Raw genomic sequence first — 24,377 nt, 5'->3', positions numbered from 1 at the left:
GGAGGATGCATGAGCGACGTCGCGACGAGCGAAGGTCTCGACTGGGCCACGGCCCGCGGGATGGGGGCTCTGGCCGAGAAGATGGGCATGGAGTTCGTCGAGTTCAGCGTCGATCGCTGCGTCGCGACGATGCCCGTCGAGGGCAACACTCAGCCCGTCGGGCTCATGCACGGCGGCGCGTATGTGGTGCTCGGAGAATCGCTCGGCTCGATGGCTGCGAACCTCCACGCGGGCGCCGGTCGGTTGGCGGTCGGCGTCGACATCAACGCCACCCACACGCGTTCAGCGACCTCGGGCGTCGTTACGGGCGTGTGCACACCCGTGCACCTGGGTCGGAGCATCACGGTGCACGAGATCGTCGTGACGGACGATCAGGGGCGCCGCTGCTCGACGATCCGCATCACGAACATGATCAAGGACGTTCCCGCCGCGCGCTGAGCGGTTCCTCCAACAGCCGCTGGAACAGCAGGTGATCCTGCCACTCCCCCGCGATGCGGAGGTACTTCGGAGCGAGTCCGATCCGTTCGAAGCCGTTTCCGAGCAGCACCCGCTGGGACCCGACGTTGTGCAGCAGCGTCGCGGCCTGCATGCGGTGCAGACGCAGCTCGGTGCGCGAGTACTCCAGGACCTGTGCGACAGCACGGCTCGCCAATCGTCTGCGCTGCCTCGCGGCATCGACCCAATAGCCGAGGTCGGCGCTCCAGAACGCGCCGCGGACGATGTTGTTGATGTTCATCCGACCACGGATCTCACCGTCGTCCGACTCGATCACGAAACGGATGCTGCGCCCTGACTCGGCGTCGGACACACTCTCCTGAGCGTGACGCTCCTGCGAGGCGACGGTGAAGAACGACTCGTCTCGGAGCGGCTCCCACGGCGCGAGGTGATCCCGGTTCGACAGGTACGCCCTCGAAAGCGCTGCACCGTCGCCGACGCGGACGGGTCGCAGGATGTGCTCGCCATCCAGCCGGAGGACTCCGGCGCTCACCGTTACTTCTTGGGGGCGAGCTGTTCGATGATCGCCTTGGCGACGTCCTGCATCGTCAGGCGGCGGTCCATGGACGCCTTCTGAATCCAGCGGAACGCCTCGGGCTCGCTCAGGCCCATCTTCTCGTTGAGCAGACCCTTGGCCCGGTCGACGAGCTTGCGGGTCTCGAAACGCTCGACCATGTCGGCGACCTCGGCCTCGAGTGTGATGATCTGCTCGTGACGGGCGAGGGCGATCTCGATCGCGGGGAGGAGGTCGTTCGGCGTGAACGGCTTCACGACGTAGGCGAGTGCGCCCGCTTCGCTCGCCCGCTCGACGAGTTCCTTCTGGCTGAACGCCGTGAGGAGGACGACCGGCGCGATGTTGCCCTTGTGCAGCTTCTCGGCGGCGCTGATGCCGTCGAGCTGAGGCATCTTCACGTCCATGATGACGAGGTCGGGACGCAGCTCGGTCGCGAGTGCGACCGCGGTCTCTCCGTCACCGGCCTCACCGACGACATCGAAGCCGTTGTCGCGGAGGATCTCGACGATGTCGAGGCGGATCAGCGACTCATCCTCGGCGACGACGACGCGTCGCGGGGCGGATGACGTGGGCTGCTCGGCCTGCTCTTCTTGCTCTGTCACAGAACCATCCTAGTGGAGAGCTCTGTGAGCAGGCCGTAGGTGCTCGGTGCGGAGGATCGAGCCCCTCCCCTGCGCTAAAGTCGTAGACGCGACACACGAGCCGGCGTGGCGGAATGGCAGACGCGGAGCACTCAAAATGCTTTGTCCGAAAGGGCGTGTGGGTTCGAGTCCCACCGCCGGCACACGATGAGAGATCCAGCGCTGGATCGCGGGCTGGGGCTGGGGCGTGCTGCTCGTTCCCGCCGCAGTGGTTGCCTCGCGCTAGAACGTCCCCGGGCTATTCGGCGAGCACGGCCAGTTCGGCCAGGACGCGAGGGTGGGCGAGGATCCGGAAGTGCCCGCCCGTTTCGAGTCGGACGTTCTTCGCGCCCGCCAGCTCACTCCCCTCCGGGATGTGGGGGTCGAACACCGCATAGATCGACACGATCCGCTCATTGACCGTGAGCTGCCGGGCCATGTCCACGATCGACGGGTCTTCCGGGGAGAAGGCCCGCAGGGTACGGGACAGCATCAGGCGGGCGTAGCGCGAGCCACCGAACGGCGTCGCGATGGCGAGCATCGACCGCACCCGCTCCCCCGCCGCGCCGGTCATGACGAGCTTCCCCGCGAGCCCGCCCTTGCTATGCGCGACGAGGATCACGTCGGTGAGCTCGCGTCGCTCCAGGAACTCCGCCACAGCGGCAGCGATGTCGGCGACCGGTCGCTCGTTCCGATGAAGCGTGTCGACGATGTGCACGGCGTGCCCCTTCGCGCGCATCTGCTCCACGAGGGGCTGCATGAACTTCCACGTCTCGTACACTCCGGGGAGAACGACGATGTGCGCCCCGCTCCCTGAGGTGAAGCTCGCCGGATCGGTGCGATCGAACGTCGCGCGCAACTGCCAGTAACCCGCGTATGCGTAATCGGCGATCCACCAGGCGGCCTTCCTCAGCACGCCGATGATGTGCTCCCGGTCGTTCGACGCGCCGAGGATTGCGCGCTCGGCGGCCACGGCCCCGCCGTGTTCGCCATGATGGCGGCAGCGACAGCGCGAGGAGCGGAATGCTGCACGACGTGGTGACGCCCCGGCACCTCCACGAGCCGCGCATCCCGCGCGGCATCGCGCAATCGACGACACCATGCGCGACCTGCCACCGGGTCATCCCCGCCCCTGATCACCAGCACGGGCGGCTGCAGCTCGGCATAACGCTGCTCGGTCGGATACGCGACCATGTGCCGCGCCTGCTTCAGGTACCACGGGATTCCGCAGCGCAGATAGTCGGCGAACACGATCAGGTTGATGAGAGGCGTCTCGCCGAGCGTGTCGACGGCAAGTGCCCTGGCCTGAGCCATGAGGCTGCGATGGCGCTGGTCCACCACAGGGCCGATCGCGACGACCGCCTGCACGCGCTCCGGACGATGCAGGACGGCCTCAGCAACCCACTGCGCGCCCATCGAATGCCCGACCACGATGATGCGCTCCTCCCCCAGCGAGGCGATCACCTCCGAGAGCGCTCGTCCCATCCGCCCCACGTAGGGATCGCCGGAGGGCTTGGGCAGCCCCGCGAATCCCGGCAGATCCACGGACACGACACGTGTGAAATCAGCGAACACGCCCTGCAACCGTGAAAGGTAGCGATGCGACATCCCGATTCCGTGCACGAGCACGATCGCAGGCGAATCCGTGCCGGGCGGCCGTGGGCTCTCCCAGAGCCCGAAGGTCATCCGGTCGACGACGACGCGACGACGGGAAGGGCTCATGCTGTGAAGCTACCGCAACGCGTGGATATGCAGCACGGGGTTGACTGCTGCACAGCCGCACGACAGAGGGGGCGAGACCGAAGTCCCGCCCCCTCTCAATGCTGTGTGTCAGACGCCGGCCTTGTAGATCGGTGCTGCACCGCGGATCGCATCGCCGACCTTGTGCACGCGAAGGTCGTTCGTCGATCCGATGATTCCAGGAGGGGACCCGGAGATCACGACGACCTTGTCCCCTTCCTCGGCAAGCTTGTTGCCGAGCAGATACTCGTCGACCTGGTGATACATCAAGTCTGTGTGCTGCACCATGTCGACCAGGGTCGAGCGGATGCCCCACGTGAGCGCCATGCGACGGCGGATGTCGGGCTCCGGCGTGAACGCGATCATCGGGATGCGCGAACGCAGACGCGACAGGCGGCGCGCGGAGTCACCGGACTGCGTGAACACGCACAGGAACTTCGCGTCGACGAACTCGGCGACCTCGAGCGCTGCGAGGGTGATCGCACCACCCTGCGTGCGGGGCTTGGTCGTCAGCGGCGCGATGCGCTCCAGACCGTGCTCCTCGGTGGAGGCGATGATCCGCGCCATGGTCTCGACGACCACGACCGGGTAGTCTCCGACGCTGGTCTCACCGGAGAGCATGACCGCGTCCGCACCGTCGAGGACGGCGTTCGCGACGTCCGAGGTCTCGGCACGCGTGGGGACGGGGCTGCTGATCATCGACTCGAGCATCTGCGTCGCGACGATGACCGGCTTGGCGTTGCGGCGTGCGAGCTCGACGGCACGCTTCTGGACGATCGGCACGGCCTCGAGCGGAAGCTCGACACCGAGGTCGCCACGGGCGACCATGATCGCGTCGAACGCGTCGACGATCTCTTCGAGCGCGTCGACGGCCTGAGGCTTCTCGACCTTGGCGATGACGGGGACGCGAACGCCCTCCTCCGCCATGATCTCGTGCACGCGGGTGACGTCGGAGGCGTTGCGGACGAACGACAGGGCGATGAGGTCGGCGCCGATGCGCAGGCCCCAGCGAAGGTCGTCCTCATCCTTCTCGCTCAGCGCGGGAACGTTCACCGCCACGCCGGGCAGGTTGATGCCCTTGTTGTTCGACACGGCACCGGCGACGATGACCTTCGTCGTCACGGTCACGCCATCGGTCTCGACGACCTCGACGCGCACCTTGCCATCGTCGATGAGGAGGAAGTCGCCTGGCTTGACGTCCTGCGGGAGCCCCTTGAACGTGGTCCCGGAGATCTCCTTGTTGCCGATGATGTCTTCGGTGGTGATCTTGAAGATGTCGCCCTTGGCGAGCTCGTACGGGCCGCCCTCGAACTTGCCGAGGCGGATCTTCGGTCCCTGCAGGTCGACGAGGATGGCGACGGCGCGGCCGGCGTCCTCTGCGGCACGACGCACGTTGGCGTAGTTGTTCTCGTGCACGGAGTAGTCACCGTGGCTGAGGTTCAGTCGAGCGACATCCACCCCCGCGTCGATCAGTGCACGCACCGTCTCATAGGTGGAGGTGGCGGGGCCCAGGGTGGCGACGATTTTCGCGCGTCTCAAAGAATTCTCCAGGGTAGAAGTGGGGAAGGTGAATCAGGCGACGGTGCCGGCCTCAGCCTACGCGGGCTGGAGACCGATCGCGACATCGCTCGGGCGCACCGGCTCGGGAAGAACCGTGGTGCCCATCAGGAACCGGTCGACGTTCGCGGCGGCTGCGCGTCCCTCGGCAATGGCCCAGACGATGAGCGACTGCCCACGTCCTGCGTCGCCGGCGACGAACACGCCGGGCACCGTCGACTCGTAGCTGGAATCGCGACGGAAAGCGCCACGGTCGGTGACCTGCGGAAGCGTCTCCTCCGTGTAACCGTCCTGCTCCGGCCCCGTGAAGCCCATGGCGATCAGGATCAGGTCGGCCGGGATCTCGCGCTCCGTGCCGCTCTTGGGCACCCGGCGTCCGTCGATGTACTCGGTCTCGGCCACGCGCAACGCACGGACCTCTCCCACCTCGTTGCCGAGGAACTCCACGGTCGACGCGAGGAAGACCCGTTCTCCGCCTTCCTCATGCGCCGAGGAGACCTCGAAGAGCGTCGGCATCATCGGCCACGGCTGGTGGTCCGGCCGCGTGTCACCCGGCTGCTTGCCGATCGCGAGGTTCGTGACGCTGAGCGCGCCCTGACGGTGCGCGGTGCCGATGCAGTCGGCTCCGGTGTCGCCGCCGCCGATCACGATGACGTGCTTGCCTTCGGCTGAGATCTGGTCGGGGACCTTGTCGCCGGCAACTGCGTGGTTGGACTCGACCAGGTACTCCATCGCGAAGTGGACCCCGTCAAGGTCGCGTCCGGGGATCGCGAGGTCACGCGGCACGGTCGAGCCGGTCGCGATGACGACCGCGTCGTAGCGCGCCCGCAGGTCGGCCCACGAGATGTCCTTGCCGATCTCGACCCCCGCGCGGAAGCGGGTGCCCTCCTCCTGCATCTGACGCAGGCGCGACTCGAGCTGCGACTTCTCCATCTTGAAGTCCGGGATGCCGTAGCGGAGCAGTCCGCCGATGCGGTCGTCGCGCTCGAAGACCGCCACGGTGTGACCGGCGCGGGTCAGCTGCTGAGCGGCGGCGAGACCCGCGGGCCCCGAGCCGACGACCGCAACCGTCTTGCCGGTCAGGCGCTCCGGCGGCTCCGCCTCGACCCAGCCCTTCGCGAAGGCCTCGTCGATGATCGAGACCTCGATCTGCTTGATCGTCACGGCGGGCTGGTTGATGCCGAGCACGCACGAGCTCTCGCACGGTGCGGGGCACAGGCGCCCCGTGAACTCCGGGAAGTTGTTCGTGGCGTGCAGCCGCTCGATCGCCTCGCGACCCTCGCCACGCCACGTCAGGTCGTTCCACTCGGGGATCAGGTTTCCCAGCGGGCAGCCCTGGTGGCAGAACGGCACACCGCAATCCATGCAGCGACCGGCCTGGCGACGCAGCACCTGCTTGTCGCCGGGCTCATAGACCTCTTTCCAGTCCATGATGCGCACGGGCACGGGACGACGGGCGGGAAGCTCCCGCTCGGTCACCTTCAGAAAGCCTTTGGGGTCAGCCACCGGTCACCTCCAGGATGCGGTTCCACACGATGTCGCCGTCGGGGTCGATCCCCTCGGCCAGCGCCTCCTCGCGCATGCTCCGCACGGCGGCGAAGTCACGAGGCAGCACCTTCACGAACTCGGCAGCCGTCTGCTCGAACCCTTCGAGCAGCGCGGACGCTCGCGGCGAGGCCGTGCGTTCGACGTGAGCGACCAGCAGGCTGCGCAGCACCTCGAGGTCGGCACGGTCGAGCGGTTCGAGCAGGAGCTCTCCGCTGCCGAGCGACTGCGCGTTCACCTTGCTGGTGTCGAGCGCGTGAACGTAGGCCACTCCCCCGGACATCCCGGCGCCGAAGTTGCGTCCGGTCGAGCCCAGGATCACGGCGAGCCCGCCGGTCATGTACTCCAGCGCGTGGTCGCCCACCCCCTCGACGACAGCGGTCGCACCCGAGTTGCGGACGAGGAACCGCTCGCCGACGACACCCGAGATGAACATCGTCCCGGAGGTCGCGCCGTACCCGATCACGTTGCCGGCGATCACGTTCTCGTGCGGAGCGATCGCGGAACCGCGCGGCGGACGGATCGTGATGTCGCCGCCCGAGAGTCCCTTGCCGACGTAGTCGTTCGCGTCGCCCTCCAGGCGCAGCACGATCCCCGGCGGGAGGAAGGCGCCGAGCGACTGTCCGGCCGTGCCGTGAAGCGTGACGTCGATGGTGCCCTCGGGCAGACCGGCGGCGCCGTGCCGCGAAGTCACCTGATGGCCCAGCATGGTGCCGACCGCACGCTCGGTGTTGGCGATGGGAAGCTCGACCACGACGGGGTCGCCGTTGAGCAGCGCCCCCTTCGCGATGTCGATCAGCTGTACGTCGAAGTGCTTCTCGAGCTCGTGATCCTGCGTGCGGCCGCTGCGACGCGGCTCGCCCGCCGGGAACACGGGGCCCTCGAGCACGGGCGTCAGGTCGAGGCCCTCGGCCTTCCAGTGCTCGACCGCGGCGTTCACCTCGATGAGGTCGGCACGGCCGATGATCTCGTCGAGCGAGCGGTAGCCGAGCTCCGCGAGCAGCTCCCGCACCTCTTCGGCGATGAACTCCATGAAGTTGACGACGAACTCCGGCTTGCCGGTGAACCGCTCACGCAGCACCGGGTTCTGGGTCGCGACGCCCACAGGGCACGTGTCGAGGTGGCAGACGCGCATCATGATGCAGCCGCTGACCACGAGCGGAGCCGTGGCGAAGCCGAACTCCTCCGCACCCAGTAGAGCGCCGATGATCACATCGCGGCCCGTCTTGAGCTGTCCGTCGACCTGCACCACGACGCGGTCGCGCATGCCGTTGAGCATGAGCGTCTGCTGCGTCTCGGCGAGACCGAGCTCCCACGGCGTTCCCGCGTGCTTGAGCGAGTTCAACGGGCTCGCACCCGTACCGCCGTCGTGGCCGGAGACCAGGATGACGTCGCTGAGCGCCTTGGCCACACCCGCCGACACCGCACCGATACCCGACTGGCTCACGAGCTTCGTGTGGATGCGCGCCTCGGGGTTCGCCCGCTTCAGGTCGAAGATGAGCTGCTTGAGGTCTTCGATCGAGTAGATGTCGTGGTGCGGCGGCGGCGAGATTAGCCCCACACCGGCCGTCGCGTGACGGGTGCGCGCCACCCACGGGTACACCTTGGTCGGAGGCAGCTGACCGCCCTCGCCGGGCTTGGCGCCCTGGGCGAGCTTGATCTGGATGTCGTCCGACTCGGTGAGGTACAGGCTGGTCACGCCGAAGCGTCCGGAGGCCACCTGCTTGATCGAGCTGCGGCGCTGCGGGTCGAGCAGCCGGTCCGGATCCTCGCCGCCCTCGCCGGTGTTCGACTTGCCGCCGATGCTGTTCATCGCGATCGCGAGCGTCTCGTGCGCCTCGCGCGAGATGGAGCCGTAGCTCATCGCGCCCGTGGAGAAGCGCTTGACGATGGCGGAGACGGGCTCGACCTCGTCCAGGGGCACGGGCTTGCGGGTACCGGTGCGCAGCTGGAACAGGCCGCGCAGCGTCTTCAGCTCGGCAGCCTGCTCGTCGACGAGCTTCGTGTACTCGCGGAAGATGTCGTAGCGCCGGGTGCGGGTCGAGTGCTGCAGCTTGAACACCGTCTCCGGGTTGAAGAGGTGCGGGGAGCCGTCGCGCCGCCACTGGTACTCGCCGCCGGTCCACAGACGCTCGTGCGCGCGGGCAGCGGCATCCTCCGGGTAGGCGTAGTCGTGACGCGCCTGGTTCTCGGCGAAGATCTCTTCGATGCCGATGCCGCCGAGCTTGGACTCGGTGCGCGTGAAGTAGGCGTCGATGAACTCCTGGCTGAGACCGATCGCCTCGAACACCTGAGCCCCGGCATACGAAGACACCGTGGAGATGCCCATCTTCGACATGATCTTGAGCACACCCTTGCCGAGCGCGTAGATCAGGTTCTTGACGGCCTTCTCCGGAGAGATCCCGGTGATGTAGCCGGTGCGCACCAGGTGCTCGACCGACTCCATCGCCAGGTACGGGTTGACGGCGGAGGCGCCGTAGCCGATCAGCGTCGCGACGTGGTGCACCTCGCGCACATCGCCGGCTTCGACGATCAGGCCGACCTTCATCCGGTTCTCGCGCCGGATGAGGTGGTGGTGGATCGCGGAGACCATGAGCAGCGACGGGATCGGCGTCAGGTCCTTGTTCGAGTCCCGGTCGGACAGGATGATGAACTCGGTGCCGTTCTCGATCGCTTCGTCGACCTCCGCGCACATCTCGGTGAGCCGGTCCTGCAGCGTCTGGGGGCCCGCGTCGAAGTGGTAGAGACCGCGGATCGTCGCACTCGACCGACCGGGCATGGCCTTGTCGATGTGACGGATCTTCGCGAGCTCGTCGTTGTCGATCACGGGGAAGTCGAGCGAGACGGTGCGCGTGTGCTCCGGACCCCAGGAGAGCAGGTTGCTCTCGGGGCCGAGACCCAGCTTGAGGCTCGTGACGACCTCTTCGCGGATCGAGTCCAGCGGCGGGTTCGTGACCTGCGCGAACTGCTGCGTGAAGTAGTCGAACAGCAGGCGCGGACGCTTGCTGAGCACGGCGATCGGGGTGTCGGACCCCATCGCCCCGAGCGGCTCGACACCGTTCTGCCCCATCGGGGTGAGGAGGATGCGGACCTCTTCCTCGGTGTATCCGAACGTGCGCTGACGACGCGTGATCGATGCCGGCGGGTGCACGATGTGCTCGCGCTCGGGGAGCTCCGCGAGCCGCACGGCGCCGGCATCCAGCCACTCCTGCCACGGGTGCATCGTGGCGAGGTCGTGCTTGATCTCGCTGTCTTCGACGATGCGACGCTGCGAGGTGTCGACCAGGAACATCTTCCCGGGCTGCAGGCGGCCGCGACGCTTGATGCGCTCGGGCTCGAACTGCAGCACGCCGGTCTCGGAGCCGATCACGACCAGGCCGTCGGTCGTCTCGGTCCAGCGCCCGGGGCGGAGGCCGTTGCGGTCGAGCGTGGCGCCGACGAGTGTGCCGTCGGTGAAGATGAGGGCTGCCGGACCGTCCCACGGCTCCATCTGGTTGGAGTGGTACTCGTAGAAAGAACGCAGCTCCGGCGTGATGTCGGCCTGCTTCTCGTACGCCTCCGGGACCATCATCATGATGGCGTGCGGCAGGCTCCGGCCCGTGAGGGTCAGCAGTTCCAGGACCTCGTCGAACGAGGCGGAGTCGCTGGCGCCGTCGGTGCAGATCGGGAGCAGTGGTGCGATGTCGCCGAGCAGTTCGGACTCGAGCTGCGACTGCCGGGCGCGCATCCAGTTGCGGTTTCCGCCGACCGTGTTGATCTCGCCGTTGTGGGCGAGCATCCGCAGCGGCTGTGCGAGCGGCCACGACGGGAACGTGTTGGTCGAGTAGCGGGAGTGCACGACGGCCAGCTCGGAGGCGAAGCGCTCATCCTGCAGGTCGGGGTAGAACGGCTCGAGCTGCAGAGTCGTGACCATGCCCTTGTACCCGAGCGTGCGGGCCGAGAGCGAGACGAAGTAGGCGCCGAGCTCGTGGCCGGCGCGCTTGCGCAGCCGGTAGGCGACCCGGTCGAGGGCGATGCCCGTGAGCGGTGCATCGGTGTGGGTCGCTCCGCCGGCGCTGACGAACAGCTGCTCGAAGGCGGGACGCGCCTCGTCGGCGAGCTTGCCGAGGTTCTCGTTGGCGGTGGGGACCTCTCGCCAGCCGAGGACGCGGAGTCCCTCGGAACGGGCGATCTTCTCGATCCCGGCCTTCTGCTGGCGGCGCTCGCTCGAATCGCGAGGCAGGAAGGCCAATCCAGCGGCGTACTCCCCCACGGGCGGCAGTTCGAAGCCGACGACTGCGCGGAGGAATGCATCGGGCATCTGCGTCAGGATGCCGGCGCCGTCCCCGGTGCCCGCGTCGGAGCCGATGGCTCCGCGGTGCTCCAGGTTGCGCAGGGCCTCGAGGGCCAACGCGATGATGTCGTGCCCGGCTTCGCCGCGCAGGGTCGCGACCATGGCGAGGCCGCAGGCGTCCTTTTCGAACGCCGGGTTGTACATGCCCTGCTTCGGGGGGTAGGCGCCGGACGCGCCGTAGGGTGGCTGGAAGTACACCAGTTACCGTCCTCAGATCTTCAGTGAAACCCGGGGACGACGTCGGCCCGCTCGTTCAGTGCAATGGTTCTCCCGCCACGAGGTGGCGTTGTTATCGGGAGCCGTCCTCGCTCGTGGAAGCAGTGCTTGTGGCAGTGGCTCCTGCGGTGACTTCCTCGGTCGGAGGCTCGCTCACGTCCACGAAGTCAGAGGGATTGTTCTGCGATTGTACATCAGCGTCGGCGTCGACCTTCTCGCGGCCAGGCTGGTAGGGCGACGGCTCGAGACCGGGGTGACGACGCGTCTGCACGACGAGGATCACGAGTCCGACGACGACGCCGATGATCGCGGCCCAGACGTTGCTGCGCAGCCCCAGGATGATCTCGCTCGGATCGATGCGGATCGACTCCCAGACGATGCGACCGGCGCTGTACCAGATGAGGTAGATCGCGAACAGGCGGCCCCACTGGAAGAAGAGCTTGCGACCGAGCCACAGGAGCACCAGCACGCCCAGGCCGTTCCAGATCACCTCGTACAGGAAGGTCGGATGGAACAGCGTGCCTTCCGGCAGGCCCGCCGGGAATGCCGAGTTCGTCGACTCGATCTCCAGCCCCCACGGCAGGTCGGTGGGAAGGCCGAAGAGCTCGTGGTTGAACCAGTTGCCGAAGCGGCCCATGGCCTGAGCCAGGAGCAGACCCGGCGCCAGAGCGTCGGCGAACGTCCAGAAGCGGATGCCCGTCCAGCGGCAGCCGAGGTAGGCGCCGATCGCCCCACCGATGAGGGCGCCGAAGATCGCGATCCCGCCCTCCCAGATGGCCCACACCGAGCCGGGCTCGAACGGGTTCCAGGTGTTCTTGCCCTCACCGAAGTAGAAGTTCGGGTGGGTCAGCACGTGGAAGATGCGGGCACCGATGATGGCCAGCGGCACCGCGAGGATCGAGATGTCGATCACGACCCACGGCTCCGCTCCACGCTTGGTGAGGCGGTGATTGGTCAGGATCGTCGCCGCGATGATGCCCGCGATGATGCACAGCGCGTAGAAGTGGATCCGTACGGGTCCGAGGTCGAAGTACGACACCGGAGGGCTCGGGATGCTGGCGAGCACGCTGGTGACGGTGCTGGGGAACGCGAGTGACATGAGTGCGATTCTAGTTCTCGGTATCGGGGCGGGCCGACGAGGTGCCGGCTGCCAGGTTTCGGGTGACCTCGGCGAGGGCGGGGACGCCGCCGTCACGGAGGGCGCGGACCAGTGCGGTTCCGACGATCGCGCCGTCGGCGTACTCGGACACTCCGGCGATCTGTTCGGCGGTGGAGATGCCGATGCCCACACAGGCGCGGTGAGCCCCGTGCGCGCGGAGGCGGCCGACCAGGGTGCGGGCGGCGCGGTCGAGTTCGGCGCGCTCCCCCGTGATCCCCATGGTCGAGACGGTGTAGACGAAGCCGGTGGACGACTTCACGACGAGTTCGAGGCGCTCGTCGGAGGAGGTGGGGGCTGCGAGGAACACGCGGTCGAGACCCGTCCGCTCGCTGGCCGCGATCCACTCCCCTGCCGCTTCCGGCGTGATATCGGGCGTGATGAGCCCCGCGCCGCCCGCGGCGAGCAGGTCGTCGGCATAGCGGTCGACCCCGTACTGCATGACCGGGTTCCAGTACGTCATAACGAGCACCGGAACGTCGGTCGCGGCCGTGATCGCACGGATCGCCGTGAACAGGTCGGCCATCCGGAACCCTGCGGCGAGAGCCGTGGTGGTCGCCTCCTGGATGATCGCGCCGTCCATCACCGGGTCGCTGTAGGGCGGGCCCAGCTCGATGATGTCGACGCCGTTCTCGGCCAGGGCGATGGCGGCTTGGATGCTCGTCTGAAGATCGGGGAACCCGACGGGAAGGTAGCCGACGAAGGCGCTGCGACCGGCATCCTGTGCGCGCTGGATCGCCTGTTCGACGCGACTCATAGCTGCGGCTCCCCCTTCGAGGCCGTGTCTTCGGCCTCGCTCTCCTCGGCGACGTCGTGCGCGAGGGCGGCTTCGTCGTAGAGCTCGAAGTAGCGCGCGGCGGTGTCCATGTCCTTGTCCCCGCGGCCGGAGAGGCAGATCGCGATGAGTCCGTCCGAGCCGAGTTCGCGTCCGATCCGCAGGGCGCCGGCGAGGGCGTGGGCCGACTCGATGGCCGGGATGATGCCCTCGGTGCGGCTGAGCAGTCGCAGCGCCTGCATCGCCTCGTCATCGGTCGCCGGGATGTACTCGGCGCGGCCGATGTCGGCGAGCCACGAGTGCTCGGGTCCGACGCCCGGGTAGTCGAGGCCGGCGGAGATCGAGTGCGACTCGATCGTCTGGCCGTCTTCGTCCTGCAGCACATAGGTCTTGGCGCCGTGCAGCACTCCCGGTCGCCCGCGCTCGATCGACGCGGCGTGCTTCTCGGTGTCGACGCCGTCGCCGGCCGCCTCCACGCCGTAGAGCTTGACGCCCTCGTCGTCGAGGAACGCATCGAACATACCGATCGCGTTGGAACCGCCGCCCACACAGGCGACGACCGCATCCGGAAGCCGACCGACCTCGTCGAGCAGCTGCGCGCGGGCCTCTTCGCCGATGATCTTCTGGAAATCGCGGACCATCGCCGGGAACGGGTGCGGGCCCGCAGCGGTGCCGAAGATGTAGTTGGTGGTCTCGACCGACGCCACCCAGTCGCGGTAGGCGTCGTTGATCGCGTCTTTCAGAGTGCGCGAACCCGAGGTGACCGGGATGACCTCGGCGCCGAGCAGGCGCATGCGGGCGACGTTGAGCGCCTGACGTTCCGTGTCGACCTCGCCCATGTAGATCGTGCAGTCCAGGCCGAAGAGCGCTGCGGCGGTCGCCGTGGCGACACCGTGCTGTCCGGCACCGGTCTCGGCGATCACACGGGTCTTGCCGAGTCGCTTGGTGAGCAGCGCCTGGCCGAGCACGTTGTTGATCTTGTGCGACCCCGTGTGGTTCAGGTCTTCACGCTTGAGGAAGACGCGCGCACCACCGGCGTGCTCGGCGAACCGCGGCACCTCGGTGATCGCCGACGGGCGGCCCGCGTACGAGCTCAGAAGGTGTGCGAGCTCGTCCCGGAAGGCTGGATCGGCGATCGCCTCCTCGTACGCGACGGTCAGCTCGTCGATCGCGGCGATGAGCGACTCGGGCATGTAGCGCCCGCCGAACTCGCCGAAGAAGGGGCCGTGCTGATCGCGCAGGCTCATCATGCCTCCAGGAAACTCTTGAGGGTGGCGACGGGATCGCCGGTCACGAGTGCCTCGCCGATCAGGACGACGTCGGCACCGGCGGAGCGGTAGTGCACGACGTCGGCGGGCGTGAGCACCGCGGATTCGGCGATCTTGACCGCGGTCTCCGGGATGCGCTCGACCAGGCGTCCGAAGAGGTCGCGGTCGAGCTCGAGGGTCTTCAGATCGCGCGCGTTCACACCGATCAGCGGCGCTCCCAGGTCGATCGCGGCTTCGAGCTCGTCGGCCGAATGCGTCTCGACGAGCGGCGTCATGCCCAGCTCGCCGATGAATCCGAACAGGTCGCGGAGGACATCGGGTTCGAGGCCGGCGACGATCAGCAGCACCAGATCGGCACCCGCAGCGCGAGCTTCGAGCACCTGATAGCGGGTGGCGATGAAGTCCTTGCGCAGCACCGGCAGCGAGACGCGGGCCGTGACGGCCTCGAGGTCGGCCAGGCTGCCGCCGAAGCGACGCTCCTCGGTGAGCACACTGATCGCGGAGGCTCCACCCGTCTCGTACAGGGATGCCTGAAGAGCGGGGTCGGGGATCTCAGCGAGTGCTCCACGAGAGGGGCTCGCGCGTTTGACCTCGGCGATGATCTTGACCCGGTCGGCGGGAGCGAGGAACGAAAGGGCGTCTTTGGCGGCGGGGCGCGCGAGTGCTGCCCGCTCGACGGCCTCCAGCGGGCGCGACAGAGCGCGACGCTCAGCGTCTGCGACTGCGCCGGCCGTCAGGTCGGCGAGGACCATTAGTGCGCCTTCGGAGCGTACTTCGGACCCTTCACGCCGTAGCCGGCCTTGGCCAGTGCCCAGCCCACGATCGCACCGATCGGGACGAGCGCGACCGAGATGATCACGAGGGTGGGCTGCTCGAAGCAGAATGCGACGGTGGCGGCGGCGACGCCGACCAGCATGATCACGACGGCGGTCCAGGCTGCAGGCGAGTGTCCGTGGCCGGGGTCGGCGATCGGGTTGGTCATGTTCTCCTCCGGGGGGACGACGTGCAGTTCGAAATCAGTCTATCGGGGTCAACGCGTCGGATCGGTTCCGCGGGACAGCTCGTCCCAGGAATCGACCGCGTCCACGGGCCCGTCATGGGCGGCCTCGACGTGGTCGGTGCGGTAGCGTCGCCCACCGGCCTTCCACCCCCGCCAGGTCGTGAGGACCACCACGGACGCGGCGAGCAGGATCACCCATCCGACGAGGGCGATGTACGGCCAGGCCGAGGGGACGATGCTCGTGACGACCTCGTGGACCGCACCGCCACCGGCGAGCCCCGTGACCTCGGTCACGGTAGCGGCGACGGCGTCGAAGGGCTCGGTCAGGAGCAGCTGGACGGTCGACCAGCCGAGGAACAACGCCGTCGCAGCCGCCAGCACGCCGAAGATGAGGCGCACGACCTTGCCGGAAATGGCGAGGGCCGCTCCGAGGGCGAGCACCGCGAGGCTGAGGGGGGCGAGCAGCACCAGAGCTGACGCCCCAGGAACCAGGATCGCCTCGCCCGCATCCGCACGCTCGACCGTCAGCCAGGTCTGGGTCGACGAGATGATGCCGATGGCACCGGCGAGCAGGAAGCCGGAGACGGAGAGCGACCGACCGCGCTGAGCGAAGGTCATGCCTGAGCCGTTCCGGTCGTCGCCTCGAGGTCGGTCGTGTCGAAACAGGTGCGCGTGCCGGTGTGGCAGGCGGGGCCGGTCTGGGCGACCAGGAGCAGGATGGCATCGCCGTCGCAGTCGAGGCGCGCCTCGTGCACCACCTGAATGTGCCCGGACGTGTCGCCCTTGCGCCAGTACTCCTGGCGGGACCGCGACCAGTACGTGGCCCGCCCCGACGTCAGCGTGCGCCGCAGCGCCTCGGCATCCACCCACGCGAGCATCAGCACCTCGTGCGTGTCGAACTGCTGCACGATCACCGGTGCCAGTCCGTCGGCATTGAATGCGACCTGCGCGATGCGCTCCTCCACGGAAGTCATCGGACCACCACTCCCTCTGCGCGAAGAGCGTCCTTGACGTCGCCGACGGTGAGTGCCCCCGTGTGGAAGACGCTCGCCGCGAGGACGGCATCGGCCCCGGCCTTGATGGCAGGAGCGAAGTCGGACACCTGACCTGCACCGCCCGAAGCGATGACGGGAACGGAGGCCGCTTCCCGCACGAGCCGCACGAGCTCGAGGTCGAAGCCGTCGCGCGTGCCGTCGGCATCGATCGAGTTCACCAGCAGCTCGCCGGCCCCCCGTTCGACGGCCTCTCGCGCCCAGGCCACCGCGTCGAGGGTGGTCTGCGTGCGACCACCGTGCGTCGTGACGACGAAGCCGGAGGGCGTGGTCCCCGCCCGCTTCACGTCGAGCGACAGGACGAGCACCTGCGCGCCGAACCGGTCGGCGATCTCTCCGATCAGCTCGGGGCGCGCGATGGCGGCCGAGTTCACTCCGACCTTGTCGGCGCCGACCGAGAGGAGCCGCGCGACGTCTTCGGCACTGCGCACTCCCCCGCCGACCGTCAGTGGCACGAAGACCTGCTCCGCCGTGCGCTGCACGACATCGTAGGTCGTGGCGCGGGCGTCGACCGTTGCCGTCACATCGAGGAACGTGATCTCGTCGGCGCCCTGCGCCGCGTAGTGCCTGGCGAGTTCGACCGGGTCGCCCATGTCACGCAGATTCTCGAAGTTCACGCCCTTGACCACACGGCCCTCGGCGACATCCAGACACGGGATGACACGGCTGGCGAGTGTCATCAGAGCCTCGCGTTGTGGATGGCGGTGACCAGGATGGCGCGAGCGCCGAGCGCGTAGAGCGCGTCCATGACGGGATTCACACGCGTGCGCGCGACCATGACACGCACGGCCACCCACTCCGGATCCCGCAGCGGTGAAACGGTCGGCGATTCGACGCCGCCCGCGATCTTCACGGCCTCGTCGAGGAGTGCCACCGGCAGGTCGTAGTCGATCATGACGAAACGGCGAGCCACCATGACACCGCGAAGCCGGCGCAGAAGCGTCTCGGCGCCCTCGGCGTCGGCGGGGCCGGCGATGAGCACGGCCTCGGACTGCAGGATGACCGGGCCGAAGACCTCGAGTCCGGCCTGACGGAGTGTGGTCCCCGTCTCGACGACATCGGCCACCGCGTCGGCGACACCGAGACGGACGGCCGACTCGACCGCTCCGTCGAGCGGAACGAGGTCGACCGCGATGTCGCGTTCGTCGAGGAACGCGTCGACCAGCCCGGGATAGGAGGTGGCGATGCGCAACCCGTCGAGCTCGGCCACGTCGGTGTAGCGTCCGGTGGGCGCCGCGAAGCGGAACGTGGAGCCGGCGAACCCGAGCGCCTCGATCTCGCGTGCGCCCGGCATGCGGGCGTCGAGCAGCAGGTCACGACCGGTGATGCCCACATCGATCGCACCGGAGCCGACGTAGGTCGCGATGTCCTTGGGGCGGAGGAAGAAGAACTCGACGTCGTTATCGGCGTCGATGACATGGAGGGTCTTGGGGTCGCGACGGCCCGCATAGCCCGCCTCGGCGAGCATGTCGGCGGCGGTCTCGGAGAGCGAGCCCTTGTTGGGAACGGCGATGCGCAGCATGGAGTGCTTTCAGTTCGAGAGGAGAGGAACGGAGCGCATCACAGATGTCGGTAGACGTCCTGCAGGCTGAGACCCTTCGCGAGCATCATCACCTGGACGTGATAGAGCAGCTGCGAGATCTCCTCGGCGGCGGCCTCGTCGGACTCGTACTCCGAAGCCATCCACACCTCGGCGGCCTCTTCGACGATCTTCTTGCCGATCGTGTGCACGCCGCCGTCGAGCTCCGCGACCGTACCCGATCCTTCGGGACGGGTCTCGGCCTTGACGCTGAGCTCGGCGAACAGCTCGTCGAAAGTCTTCACGCTTCCAGGCTACCGGCTCGGGCGAGGTCTCTCAGCCGGGTGACGGCCGCTTCGATGTCGTCGGCGCCGTACACTGCCGAACCGGCCACGAAGGTATCGGCCCCGGCGGCGGCGGCATACTCGATCGTGCTGTCCGAGATTCCGCCGTCGACCTGGAGCCAGACGGACGAGCCGCGCCGACGCGCCTCCTCGGCGAGAGACCGGAGCTTCGGCATCGTCTCAGGCATGAAACTTTGGCCGCCGAATCCCGGCTCCACCGTCATCACGAGGATCTGATCGAATTCGTCGAGCACCTCGAACAGCGGTTCGACCGGGGTTCCCGGCTTCACGGCGACACCGGCGCGGGAGCCGATGTCGCGCAGTCGGCGCGCGAGGGCCACCGGATCGTCGGCGGCCTCGAGGTGGAACGTGACGCTCGCGGCTCCGATCTCGGCATACTCCGGTGCCCAACGCTCCGGATCGGTGATCATCAGGTGCACGTCGAGCGGGATGGGGCTGGTCGCCTGAATGCGCTCGACCATCTGCGGCCCGAACGTCAGGTTCGGGACGAAGTGATTGTCCATCACATCGACGTGCGCGAAGTCCGCTGTCGCGATGCGGGCGAGATCCGCCTGCATGTTCACGAAGTCGGCGGCGAGGATGCTCGGATTGATGCGCGGTGCGCGAGGGAGATCCACGGTCCTAGTCTTCCTTCTCTGCGGTGGGGACGGTTGCGGAACGCTGCAGGAGCGCGAGGAACATGGCATCGGTGCCGTGTCGGTGCGGCCAGAGCTGAGCGCTGCCGGAACCGGATCGCCCCTCGGTCGCGAGGTCGATCGGCGACCGGGAGACATCGGCGATCGCTGCACGGGCGTCGAGCTCGACGATGTCGCCGCGGCCGCGCAGCACCTCCTGCACGACCCCCGTGGTCTCGGCCAGATGCGGCGAGCACGTGACGTACGCGACGATCCCGCCCGGGGCGAGCGCGTCGAGGGCGGCCGAGAGCAGCTCCACCTGGAGCGGCACGAGCTCGGCGACGTCGGCGGGCGACTTGCGCCAGCGCGCCTCGGGGCGACGACGCAGCGCGCCGAGTCCCGTGCACGGCGCGTCCACGAGGATCCGGTCGAACTCACCGGGCCGAGAAGCCGCGAGGGCGCGACCGTCCTGCTCGTGCACCACGATCTCGCCGGGAACGGCGCGGAGCGCCTTGCGCACCAGGCGCGCTCGGACGGGAACGACCTCGTTGGCCTCGAGGATGACGTCTTCCCGGAGCGCGATCGCCGCCAGGAGCGCGGTCTTCCCTCCCGGGCCGGCGCAGAGATCGAGCCAGCGCTCCCCCGCCGCGATGGGCGAGACTCCGGCCAGGGCGAGCGCGACGAGCTGCGAGCCCTCGTCCTGCACCCGGACCGTGCCGCCTGAGGCCTCGACCGACAGACGCGGATCGCCACCGGGAGACGCGAACGCGGTCGGTGCGTAGGGCAGACGGGGCTCGCCGGGCTCCGCGAGACCGGGTAGCGCGACGAGCGTCACTTCGGGCGAGGCGTTGTCGGCTTCGAGGAGGGCGTCGAGCTCGGCGTCGCGGCCTTCCGCCGCGAGAGCTCGACGGAGCGCCCGGATGACCCAGACCGGGTGTGCGGAGCGCAGCGCCAGACGCTCGTCGTCGGAGCGGGCGTGCTCTTCGACGCGCTCCTGCCAGGCCTCGGCCGAATCCCGGGTGATGCGCCGCAGAACCGCGTTCGCGAAACTCGATGCTCCCCGACCGGACTCCACGGCGACCAGATTCACGGATTCGTTCACCGCAGCGTGCGAGGCGACACGTGTCGCGAGCAGCTGGTGCACGGCGAGCCGGAGCGCATCGAGAACCGCGGGATCGATGCTGTCGGTCGAGCGATCGGCCGCCGAGGCGATGATCGCGTCATAGGTTCCGAGCCGTCGCAGGGTGCCGTAGGTCAGTTCGGTCGCGAGCGCCGCGTCCTGAGGGGTGAGTTTCGCCTCGGCGATGGCCGAAGGAAGCACGAGGTTCGCGTACGCATCGGTCTCGGAGACCGCACGCAGCACGTCGTATGCCACCCTTCTCGCGGGCTGCACGGTGCGGGCGGGGCCGCGCTGACCGCCGCGATGCCCCTCTGCTGAGCCCTGCGCACCACGCGGGCGACCGTTCGATGGCGGGCGTCGACGGTCCCGTCGCTCGTCGCTCATGATCCGGCCACCAGATCATCTCCCCCGCGCAGACCGCGCCACCAGTCGACCGCGTTCATCGGTCCCTTGCCCGCGGGCTGCACCCTGGTGACGGAGAGTGGCGCGGTGCCCGTGCCGATGTGGAGCGCCGTCTTGGTGCCCCGGAGATGCCCGGGCGGCAGCGAATCGGCCTCCGGCGCGGGAACCGCCTCGAGCACCTTGAGGGGCTGACCGGCGATCGTCGTGTGCGCTCCCGGTTCGGGGGTCACACCACGGAACCGCGCGAACACGGCCTCCAGCGCCTGGTCCCAGTCGAGCAGCCCGTCGGCGAGCGTGAGTTTGGCGGCGAAGGTCGGCGTCCCCTCCTGGGGCACCGCCCGAGCCGTACCCGCCGCGATCGAGGAGACCACATCGGCGGTGAGCTCTGCTCCGTCCAGCGCGAGCGCCTCGAGAGCCTCTCCCGCCGTCGCCGTCTCGGGAACATCGACCTCGCGGGTGGCGAAGACATCGCCGGCATCGAGCTCGGCGACGAGCTGGAACACGCTCGCTCCGAGTACCCGATCCCCCGCGATGAGCGCCCGCTGCACAGGGGCGGCTCCTCGCCATGCGGGCAACAGCGAGAAGTGGAGGTTGATCCACCCGGCGGTCGGGGCGGAGAGCAGCGGCTCGCGCACCAGCCCGCCATACGCGACGATCACTCCGAGCTCGACCTGCAGCGCCGAGATCTCGGCCGTCGCGGCATCATCCAGCCGGGCCGTCTTGATCACGGGGAGACCGAGCTCGACGGCAGCCTGGGCGACCGGGGACGGCGTCAGCACCCGCCGTCGGCCGAGTGGGGCATCGGGCCGCGTGACGACCGCGGCGATGTCATGCGAGGTCGCGAGACGTCGCAGGGTGGGCACGGCGGCAGCGGGTGTGCCGGCGAAGACGAGGCGCATGAAGGTTCTCCGGATGGGTCAGAGCTCTGGTTCGAGGATATCGAGGCGGACGGAGAGCGTGCTCTTGGTCGCACGCCCCTTTCGGCGGCGGCCGCTCACCGCTTCGGCGACGACGGCGGCGCGCAGAGCGGTCGCGACGCGGGAGCCGGAGCCGTAGTCGAACCTCACGAGCGCCCGCACCCGTGGCGGGATGTCATCGGACTCGACGGGGACAGGGCCGAGCACCGCGTCGGCGGGCAAGGCGAGCTCGGTGAGCGCGGCGAGAGCGTTCGCGACCGCCGGAACCGAGCCCTGCACCAGAGCGACCCTTGTCGTCGGGGGCATGTGCAGCGGTGCCCGACTCTCCAGCTCCGAGCGGGCATGGCCCGCCTGGTTCCACGTCGCGAACGCCTTCGCCGCCGCCCCGTTCACCCCGACCAGGTGGATGGGCGCGCCGGGTGCCGCCAGCGCGGCCGCGTTCGACCACCAGCGCAGACACGACTCCGCGACACGGAGATCGGGCGCCTGGAGCATTCGAGGGCCGTCGAGCAGCACGACCGCACGGTACCCGCCCTCGGCGATCGGCTCGGCGCCTCTGGTCGCGACCACCAGCGCGGGTTTGGCCGGCACGCGTTCGACCGGGTGCGCACCGTCGGCCACGATCACCCGTACCCCCGGGAACGCGCGCCCGAGCTCATCGGCGGTGCGCTCGCTCCCCGAGGAGGCGAGTCTCAGCTTGGTCGAGGAGCAGGCAGGACACGTCCAGGCGCTGGCGGCGCGGCCGCACCAGCCGCACACCGGCACGGCACCCCGGTGCTTCGCGCCGAGCGGCCCGCCGCAGTGGGCACATCGCGCCGGCGCCCGGCACTCGGCGCACACCAGTGACGGGGAGAAACCGGGTCGCGAGACCTGGACGAGCACCGGTCCTTCAGCCGCCGCGGTGCGGGCAGCGAGAAACGCGGAGGACGGCATCCGCTGGGCCGTCGGCTGCTCCATCTCCTGCGGCGTGCTGAGCACGACACGCGGGAGCACGCGACGCGCCGCCCGGACATCCTGCAGCCAGCCGATGACGACGAGCCTTTCCACATCGGTCGTCCGCGTGTGACCGGTGAAGAGCAGCGCCGACCCCTCGAGCTCCTGGCGGAGGAGAGCCGCGTCTCGCGCGTTGACGTACGGGGCCAACGGCTCCCCCAGAAGCGGATCACCGTCGTCCCAGATCGCGACCAGCCCGGCCACGACCGGGGAGTACACCGCCGAACGGTTGCCCACCACGATGCACGGGGCGTCTTCGAGCGTGCGCAGGAATCCGCGGTAGCGATCGGGGTTCGTCTGCCGGGAGTCGTGACGCACGACCGCTCCGGGAGGGACGAGAGTGTCGAGCGCAGCGAGGAGCCGGTCGAGATCACGACTGTCGGGGACGACGATGATCGATGACTTCCCCGCGGCGAGCATCCGGGCTGCGGACGATGCCAGCAGTCGAGCCCACCCCTGCACACCGTCGACGAGCTGGGGTATCGCCTCCACCGCGGCGCGACCGCCCGTGTCAAGGACGGCGCCGAGGCCTTCGTACAGTCCGACAGTGCTCTCCGCCGCCTCGCGCGCCTCCGCATCCGGTGTCTCGACCGGGGTGTCGGCGGTCCACGCCTTCTCGACGCGCACCTGGCGCTTGGGGATCACGAGGCGCAGCACGTCGGACGCCGATCCTGCCGCACGGTCGGCGACCCGGCGCGCGAGCGTGTGTAGGCGCTCCGGGAGCACGGACACCTCGGACACGACGCTCTCGACCTCGGACAGCGCGCGGTCGGCGTCGTCTTCGGTGCCGATCTCGACCACGTAGCCGTCGATCACGCGCCCGGCGGTGCGCAGCGGCACTCGGACGCGAACGCCGAGCGGCACCTCCCCCAGTTCGGCGGGGAGGGCGTAGTCGAAGAGCCGATCGAGCTGAGGAAGAGGGGAATCGAGGAGCACGCGCGCGATGCGCCGGCTCGCCGGAGACATCAGGACCGCGGTCCCATCAGAGGCCGGCAGCGCGGCGCAGCTCTTCGACGCGGTCGGTGCGCTCCCAGGTGAAATCAGGCAGCTCCCGCCCGAAGTGGCCGTATGCCGCCGTCTGGGCGTAGATCGGGCGCAGCAGATCGAGCTGCTCGATGATCGCCTGAGGGCGCAGATCGAACACCGAGGTGATCGCCTGCGTGATGACTTCGTCGGACACCTTCCCGGTGCCGAACGTCTCGACGTACAGGCCGACCGGACGGGCGACGCCGATCGCATAGGCGATCTGCACCTCGAGGCGGTCTGCAAGTCCCGCCGCCACCGCGTTCTTCGCCACCCATCGGGTCGCGTACGCGCCGGAGCGGTCGACCTTGGACGGGTCCTTCCCGCTGAAGGCTCCCCCGCCGTGGCGAGAGGCTCCGCCGTACGTGTCGATGATGATCTTGCGGCCGGTGAGCCCAGCGTCTCCCTTGGGACCACCGGTCACGAAAGGACCGGCCGGATTGATGTAGAGGGTGACGTCGTCGAGGTCGAGGCCGGTCGTGGCGAGCACCGGGTCGATCACGTGCTGGCGAACCTGAGCCTGGAGGTCTTCCTGCGAGATATCGGGGTGGTGCTGGGTCGAGACCACGACGGCGTCGACGGTCTTCGGCGTGAAGCCGTCGTAGCCGAGCGTCACCTGCGTCTTGCCGTCGGGGCGCAAGAACGGCAGCACGCCGGAGCGGCGCACCTCGGTCAGCCGCTCGGCGAGCCGGTGCGCGGTCCAGGCAGCCATCGGCATGAGCTGCGGCGTCTCGTTCGTCGCGAAGCCGAACATGATGCCCTGGTCGCCCGCGCCGAGGGCGTCGAGCGGGTCCACGGACGACCCGTCGCGATGCTCCTGAGCGCTGTCGACGCCGTGGGCGATGTCGGTCGACTGCTCGCCCACCGAGACGCTGACACCGCAGGAGTCGCCGTCGAAGCCGGTCTCACTGGACGTGTAGCCGATGCCGTTCACGACCTGGCGGACGATCGTGGGGATGTCGACGTAAGCCTCGGTGCGGATCTCGCCGGCGACGTGCACGAGGCCGGTCGTGACGAGCGTCTCGACCGCGACGCGGGAGCCTCTGTCTTTGGTGAGGAGCCCGTCGAGGATGCTGTCTGAGATCTGATCGCAGATCTTGTCCGGGTGCCCTTCGGTGACGGACTCGGACGTGAACAGACGCAGGGCGCTCAT

General features: G+C 68.8%; 23 protein-coding genes and 1 tRNA gene. 2 read left to right on the top strand and 22 right to left on the bottom strand.

Features of this window, described 5'->3' with window-relative positions:
* The first annotated feature begins 9 nt into the window (after nt 1-9).
* Nucleotides 10-438, top strand: a complete 429-nt coding sequence (locus AC6CHX_RS02580; protein ID WP_136043926.1) for a hotdog fold thioesterase — start codon at nt 10-12, stop codon at nt 436-438.
* On the opposite strand, the gene AC6CHX_RS02575 is transcribed toward AC6CHX_RS02580, so the two are convergent.
* On the bottom strand, nt 413-988 hold the full coding sequence (locus AC6CHX_RS02575) for a GNAT family N-acetyltransferase (RefSeq protein WP_498271527.1): 576 nt from the start codon (nt 986-988) through the stop codon (nt 413-415). The genes AC6CHX_RS02580 and AC6CHX_RS02575 overlap by 26 nt on opposite strands.
* A gap of 2 nt (nt 989-990) precedes the next feature.
* Nucleotides 991-1,611 carry an ANTAR domain-containing response regulator gene (locus AC6CHX_RS02570; RefSeq protein ID WP_017830602.1) on the bottom strand — a complete coding sequence of 207 codons (621 nt, stop codon included), beginning with the start codon at nt 1,609-1,611 and terminating at the stop codon, nt 991-993.
* A gap of 99 nt (nt 1,612-1,710) precedes the next feature.
* On the opposite strand from AC6CHX_RS02570, the gene AC6CHX_RS02565 reads away from it, so the two are divergent.
* A tRNA-Leu gene (locus tag AC6CHX_RS02565) sits at nt 1,711-1,793 on the top strand.
* 95 nt (nt 1,794-1,888) lie between these two features.
* Here the strand turns inward: AC6CHX_RS02565 and AC6CHX_RS02560 are convergent.
* From AC6CHX_RS02560 to metK, 20 genes are all read right to left on the bottom strand, one after another.
* Complete coding sequence (locus tag AC6CHX_RS02560) at nt 1,889-2,602, bottom strand: esterase/lipase family protein (protein WP_498271526.1); 714 nt, start codon at nt 2,600-2,602, stop codon at nt 1,889-1,891.
* A complete protein-coding gene (locus AC6CHX_RS02555; protein ID WP_498271525.1) occupies nt 2,539-3,351 on the bottom strand; it encodes an alpha/beta fold hydrolase in 813 nt (270 codons plus the stop codon). Before AC6CHX_RS02555 ends, AC6CHX_RS02560 begins: the two co-directional genes overlap by 64 nt.
* A 108-nt stretch (nt 3,352-3,459) precedes the next feature.
* Complete coding sequence (gene pyk / locus AC6CHX_RS02550) at nt 3,460-4,908, bottom strand: pyruvate kinase (RefSeq protein ID WP_136043929.1); 1,449 nt, start codon at nt 4,906-4,908, stop codon at nt 3,460-3,462.
* 57 nt (nt 4,909-4,965) lie between these two features.
* Nucleotides 4,966-6,432: a glutamate synthase subunit beta gene (locus tag AC6CHX_RS02545; RefSeq protein WP_498271524.1), complete on the bottom strand. Its 1,467-nt coding sequence runs from the start codon at nt 6,430-6,432 to the stop codon at nt 4,966-4,968.
* Nucleotides 6,425-10,948: a glutamate synthase large subunit gene (gene gltB, locus AC6CHX_RS02540; RefSeq protein ID WP_498272021.1), complete on the bottom strand. Its 4,524-nt coding sequence runs from the start codon at nt 10,946-10,948 to the stop codon at nt 6,425-6,427. The genes AC6CHX_RS02545 and gltB overlap by 8 nt, the downstream gene beginning before the upstream one ends.
* A gap of 145 nt (nt 10,949-11,093) precedes the next feature.
* The gene (gene lgt / locus AC6CHX_RS02535) at nt 11,094-12,119 is read right to left on the bottom strand and encodes a prolipoprotein diacylglyceryl transferase (protein WP_452325581.1); all 1,026 of its coding nucleotides are present in this window, start codon (nt 12,117-12,119) and stop codon (nt 11,094-11,096) included.
* A gap of 10 nt (nt 12,120-12,129) precedes the next feature.
* Nucleotides 12,130-12,933, bottom strand: a complete 804-nt coding sequence (gene trpA, locus AC6CHX_RS02530) for a tryptophan synthase subunit alpha (protein WP_498271523.1) — start codon at nt 12,931-12,933, stop codon at nt 12,130-12,132.
* Nucleotides 12,930-14,198, bottom strand: a complete 1,269-nt coding sequence (gene trpB / locus AC6CHX_RS02525) for a tryptophan synthase subunit beta (protein WP_498272020.1) — start codon at nt 14,196-14,198, stop codon at nt 12,930-12,932. Before trpB ends, trpA begins: the two co-directional genes overlap by 4 nt.
* Entirely contained in the window at nt 14,198-14,971 is a 774-nt protein-coding gene (trpC, locus tag AC6CHX_RS02520) for an indole-3-glycerol phosphate synthase TrpC (protein ID WP_498271522.1), read from the bottom strand. Before trpC ends, trpB begins: the two co-directional genes overlap by 1 nt.
* Nucleotides 14,971-15,201 carry an HGxxPAAW family protein gene (locus AC6CHX_RS02515; protein ID WP_136043934.1) on the bottom strand — a complete coding sequence of 77 codons (231 nt, stop codon included), beginning with the start codon at nt 15,199-15,201 and terminating at the stop codon, nt 14,971-14,973. The genes trpC and AC6CHX_RS02515 overlap by 1 nt, the downstream gene beginning before the upstream one ends.
* 48 nt (nt 15,202-15,249) lie before the next feature.
* Nucleotides 15,250-15,837, bottom strand: a complete 588-nt coding sequence (locus tag AC6CHX_RS02510) for a Trp biosynthesis-associated membrane protein (RefSeq protein ID WP_452325578.1) — start codon at nt 15,835-15,837, stop codon at nt 15,250-15,252.
* Nucleotides 15,834-16,193, bottom strand: a complete 360-nt coding sequence (hisI, locus tag AC6CHX_RS02505) for a phosphoribosyl-AMP cyclohydrolase (RefSeq protein WP_136043936.1) — start codon at nt 16,191-16,193, stop codon at nt 15,834-15,836. Before hisI ends, AC6CHX_RS02510 begins: the two co-directional genes overlap by 4 nt.
* Nucleotides 16,190-16,951: an imidazole glycerol phosphate synthase subunit HisF gene (gene hisF, locus AC6CHX_RS02500; RefSeq protein ID WP_498271521.1), complete on the bottom strand. Its 762-nt coding sequence runs from the start codon at nt 16,949-16,951 to the stop codon at nt 16,190-16,192. The genes hisI and hisF overlap by 4 nt, the downstream gene beginning before the upstream one ends.
* Nucleotides 16,951-17,793, bottom strand: a complete 843-nt coding sequence (gene hisG, locus AC6CHX_RS02495) for an ATP phosphoribosyltransferase (RefSeq protein ID WP_498271520.1) — start codon at nt 17,791-17,793, stop codon at nt 16,951-16,953. Before hisG ends, hisF begins: the two co-directional genes overlap by 1 nt.
* Before the next feature lie 38 nt (nt 17,794-17,831).
* Nucleotides 17,832-18,095 carry a phosphoribosyl-ATP diphosphatase gene (locus AC6CHX_RS02490; protein WP_017202142.1) on the bottom strand — a complete coding sequence of 88 codons (264 nt, stop codon included), beginning with the start codon at nt 18,093-18,095 and terminating at the stop codon, nt 17,832-17,834.
* Nucleotides 18,092-18,772 carry a ribulose-phosphate 3-epimerase gene (gene rpe, locus AC6CHX_RS02485; RefSeq protein ID WP_498271519.1) on the bottom strand — a complete coding sequence of 227 codons (681 nt, stop codon included), beginning with the start codon at nt 18,770-18,772 and terminating at the stop codon, nt 18,092-18,094. Before rpe ends, AC6CHX_RS02490 begins: the two co-directional genes overlap by 4 nt.
* Before the next feature lie 4 nt (nt 18,773-18,776).
* A complete protein-coding gene (locus tag AC6CHX_RS02480) occupies nt 18,777-20,273 on the bottom strand; it encodes an RsmB/NOP family class I SAM-dependent RNA methyltransferase (RefSeq protein ID WP_498271518.1) in 1,497 nt (498 codons plus the stop codon).
* Nucleotides 20,270-21,190 (bottom strand): methionyl-tRNA formyltransferase, encoded by a 921-nt coding sequence (gene fmt / locus AC6CHX_RS02475; protein WP_498271517.1) that lies wholly within the window; start codon nt 21,188-21,190, stop codon nt 20,270-20,272. The genes AC6CHX_RS02480 and fmt overlap by 4 nt, the downstream gene beginning before the upstream one ends.
* A gap of 18 nt (nt 21,191-21,208) precedes the next feature.
* Nucleotides 21,209-23,167, bottom strand: a complete 1,959-nt coding sequence (locus AC6CHX_RS02470; RefSeq protein WP_498271516.1) for a primosomal protein N' family DNA-binding protein — start codon at nt 23,165-23,167, stop codon at nt 21,209-21,211.
* Between the two features lie 16 nt (nt 23,168-23,183).
* A complete protein-coding gene (gene metK / locus AC6CHX_RS02465; RefSeq protein ID WP_498271515.1) occupies nt 23,184-24,377 on the bottom strand; it encodes a methionine adenosyltransferase in 1,194 nt (397 codons plus the stop codon).

Source organism: Microbacterium sp. GQ128 (assembly GCF_059758615.1).
The sequence above is the reverse complement of the archived record's forward strand: the minus strand, read 5'-3'. Positions and strand labels throughout refer to the sequence as shown.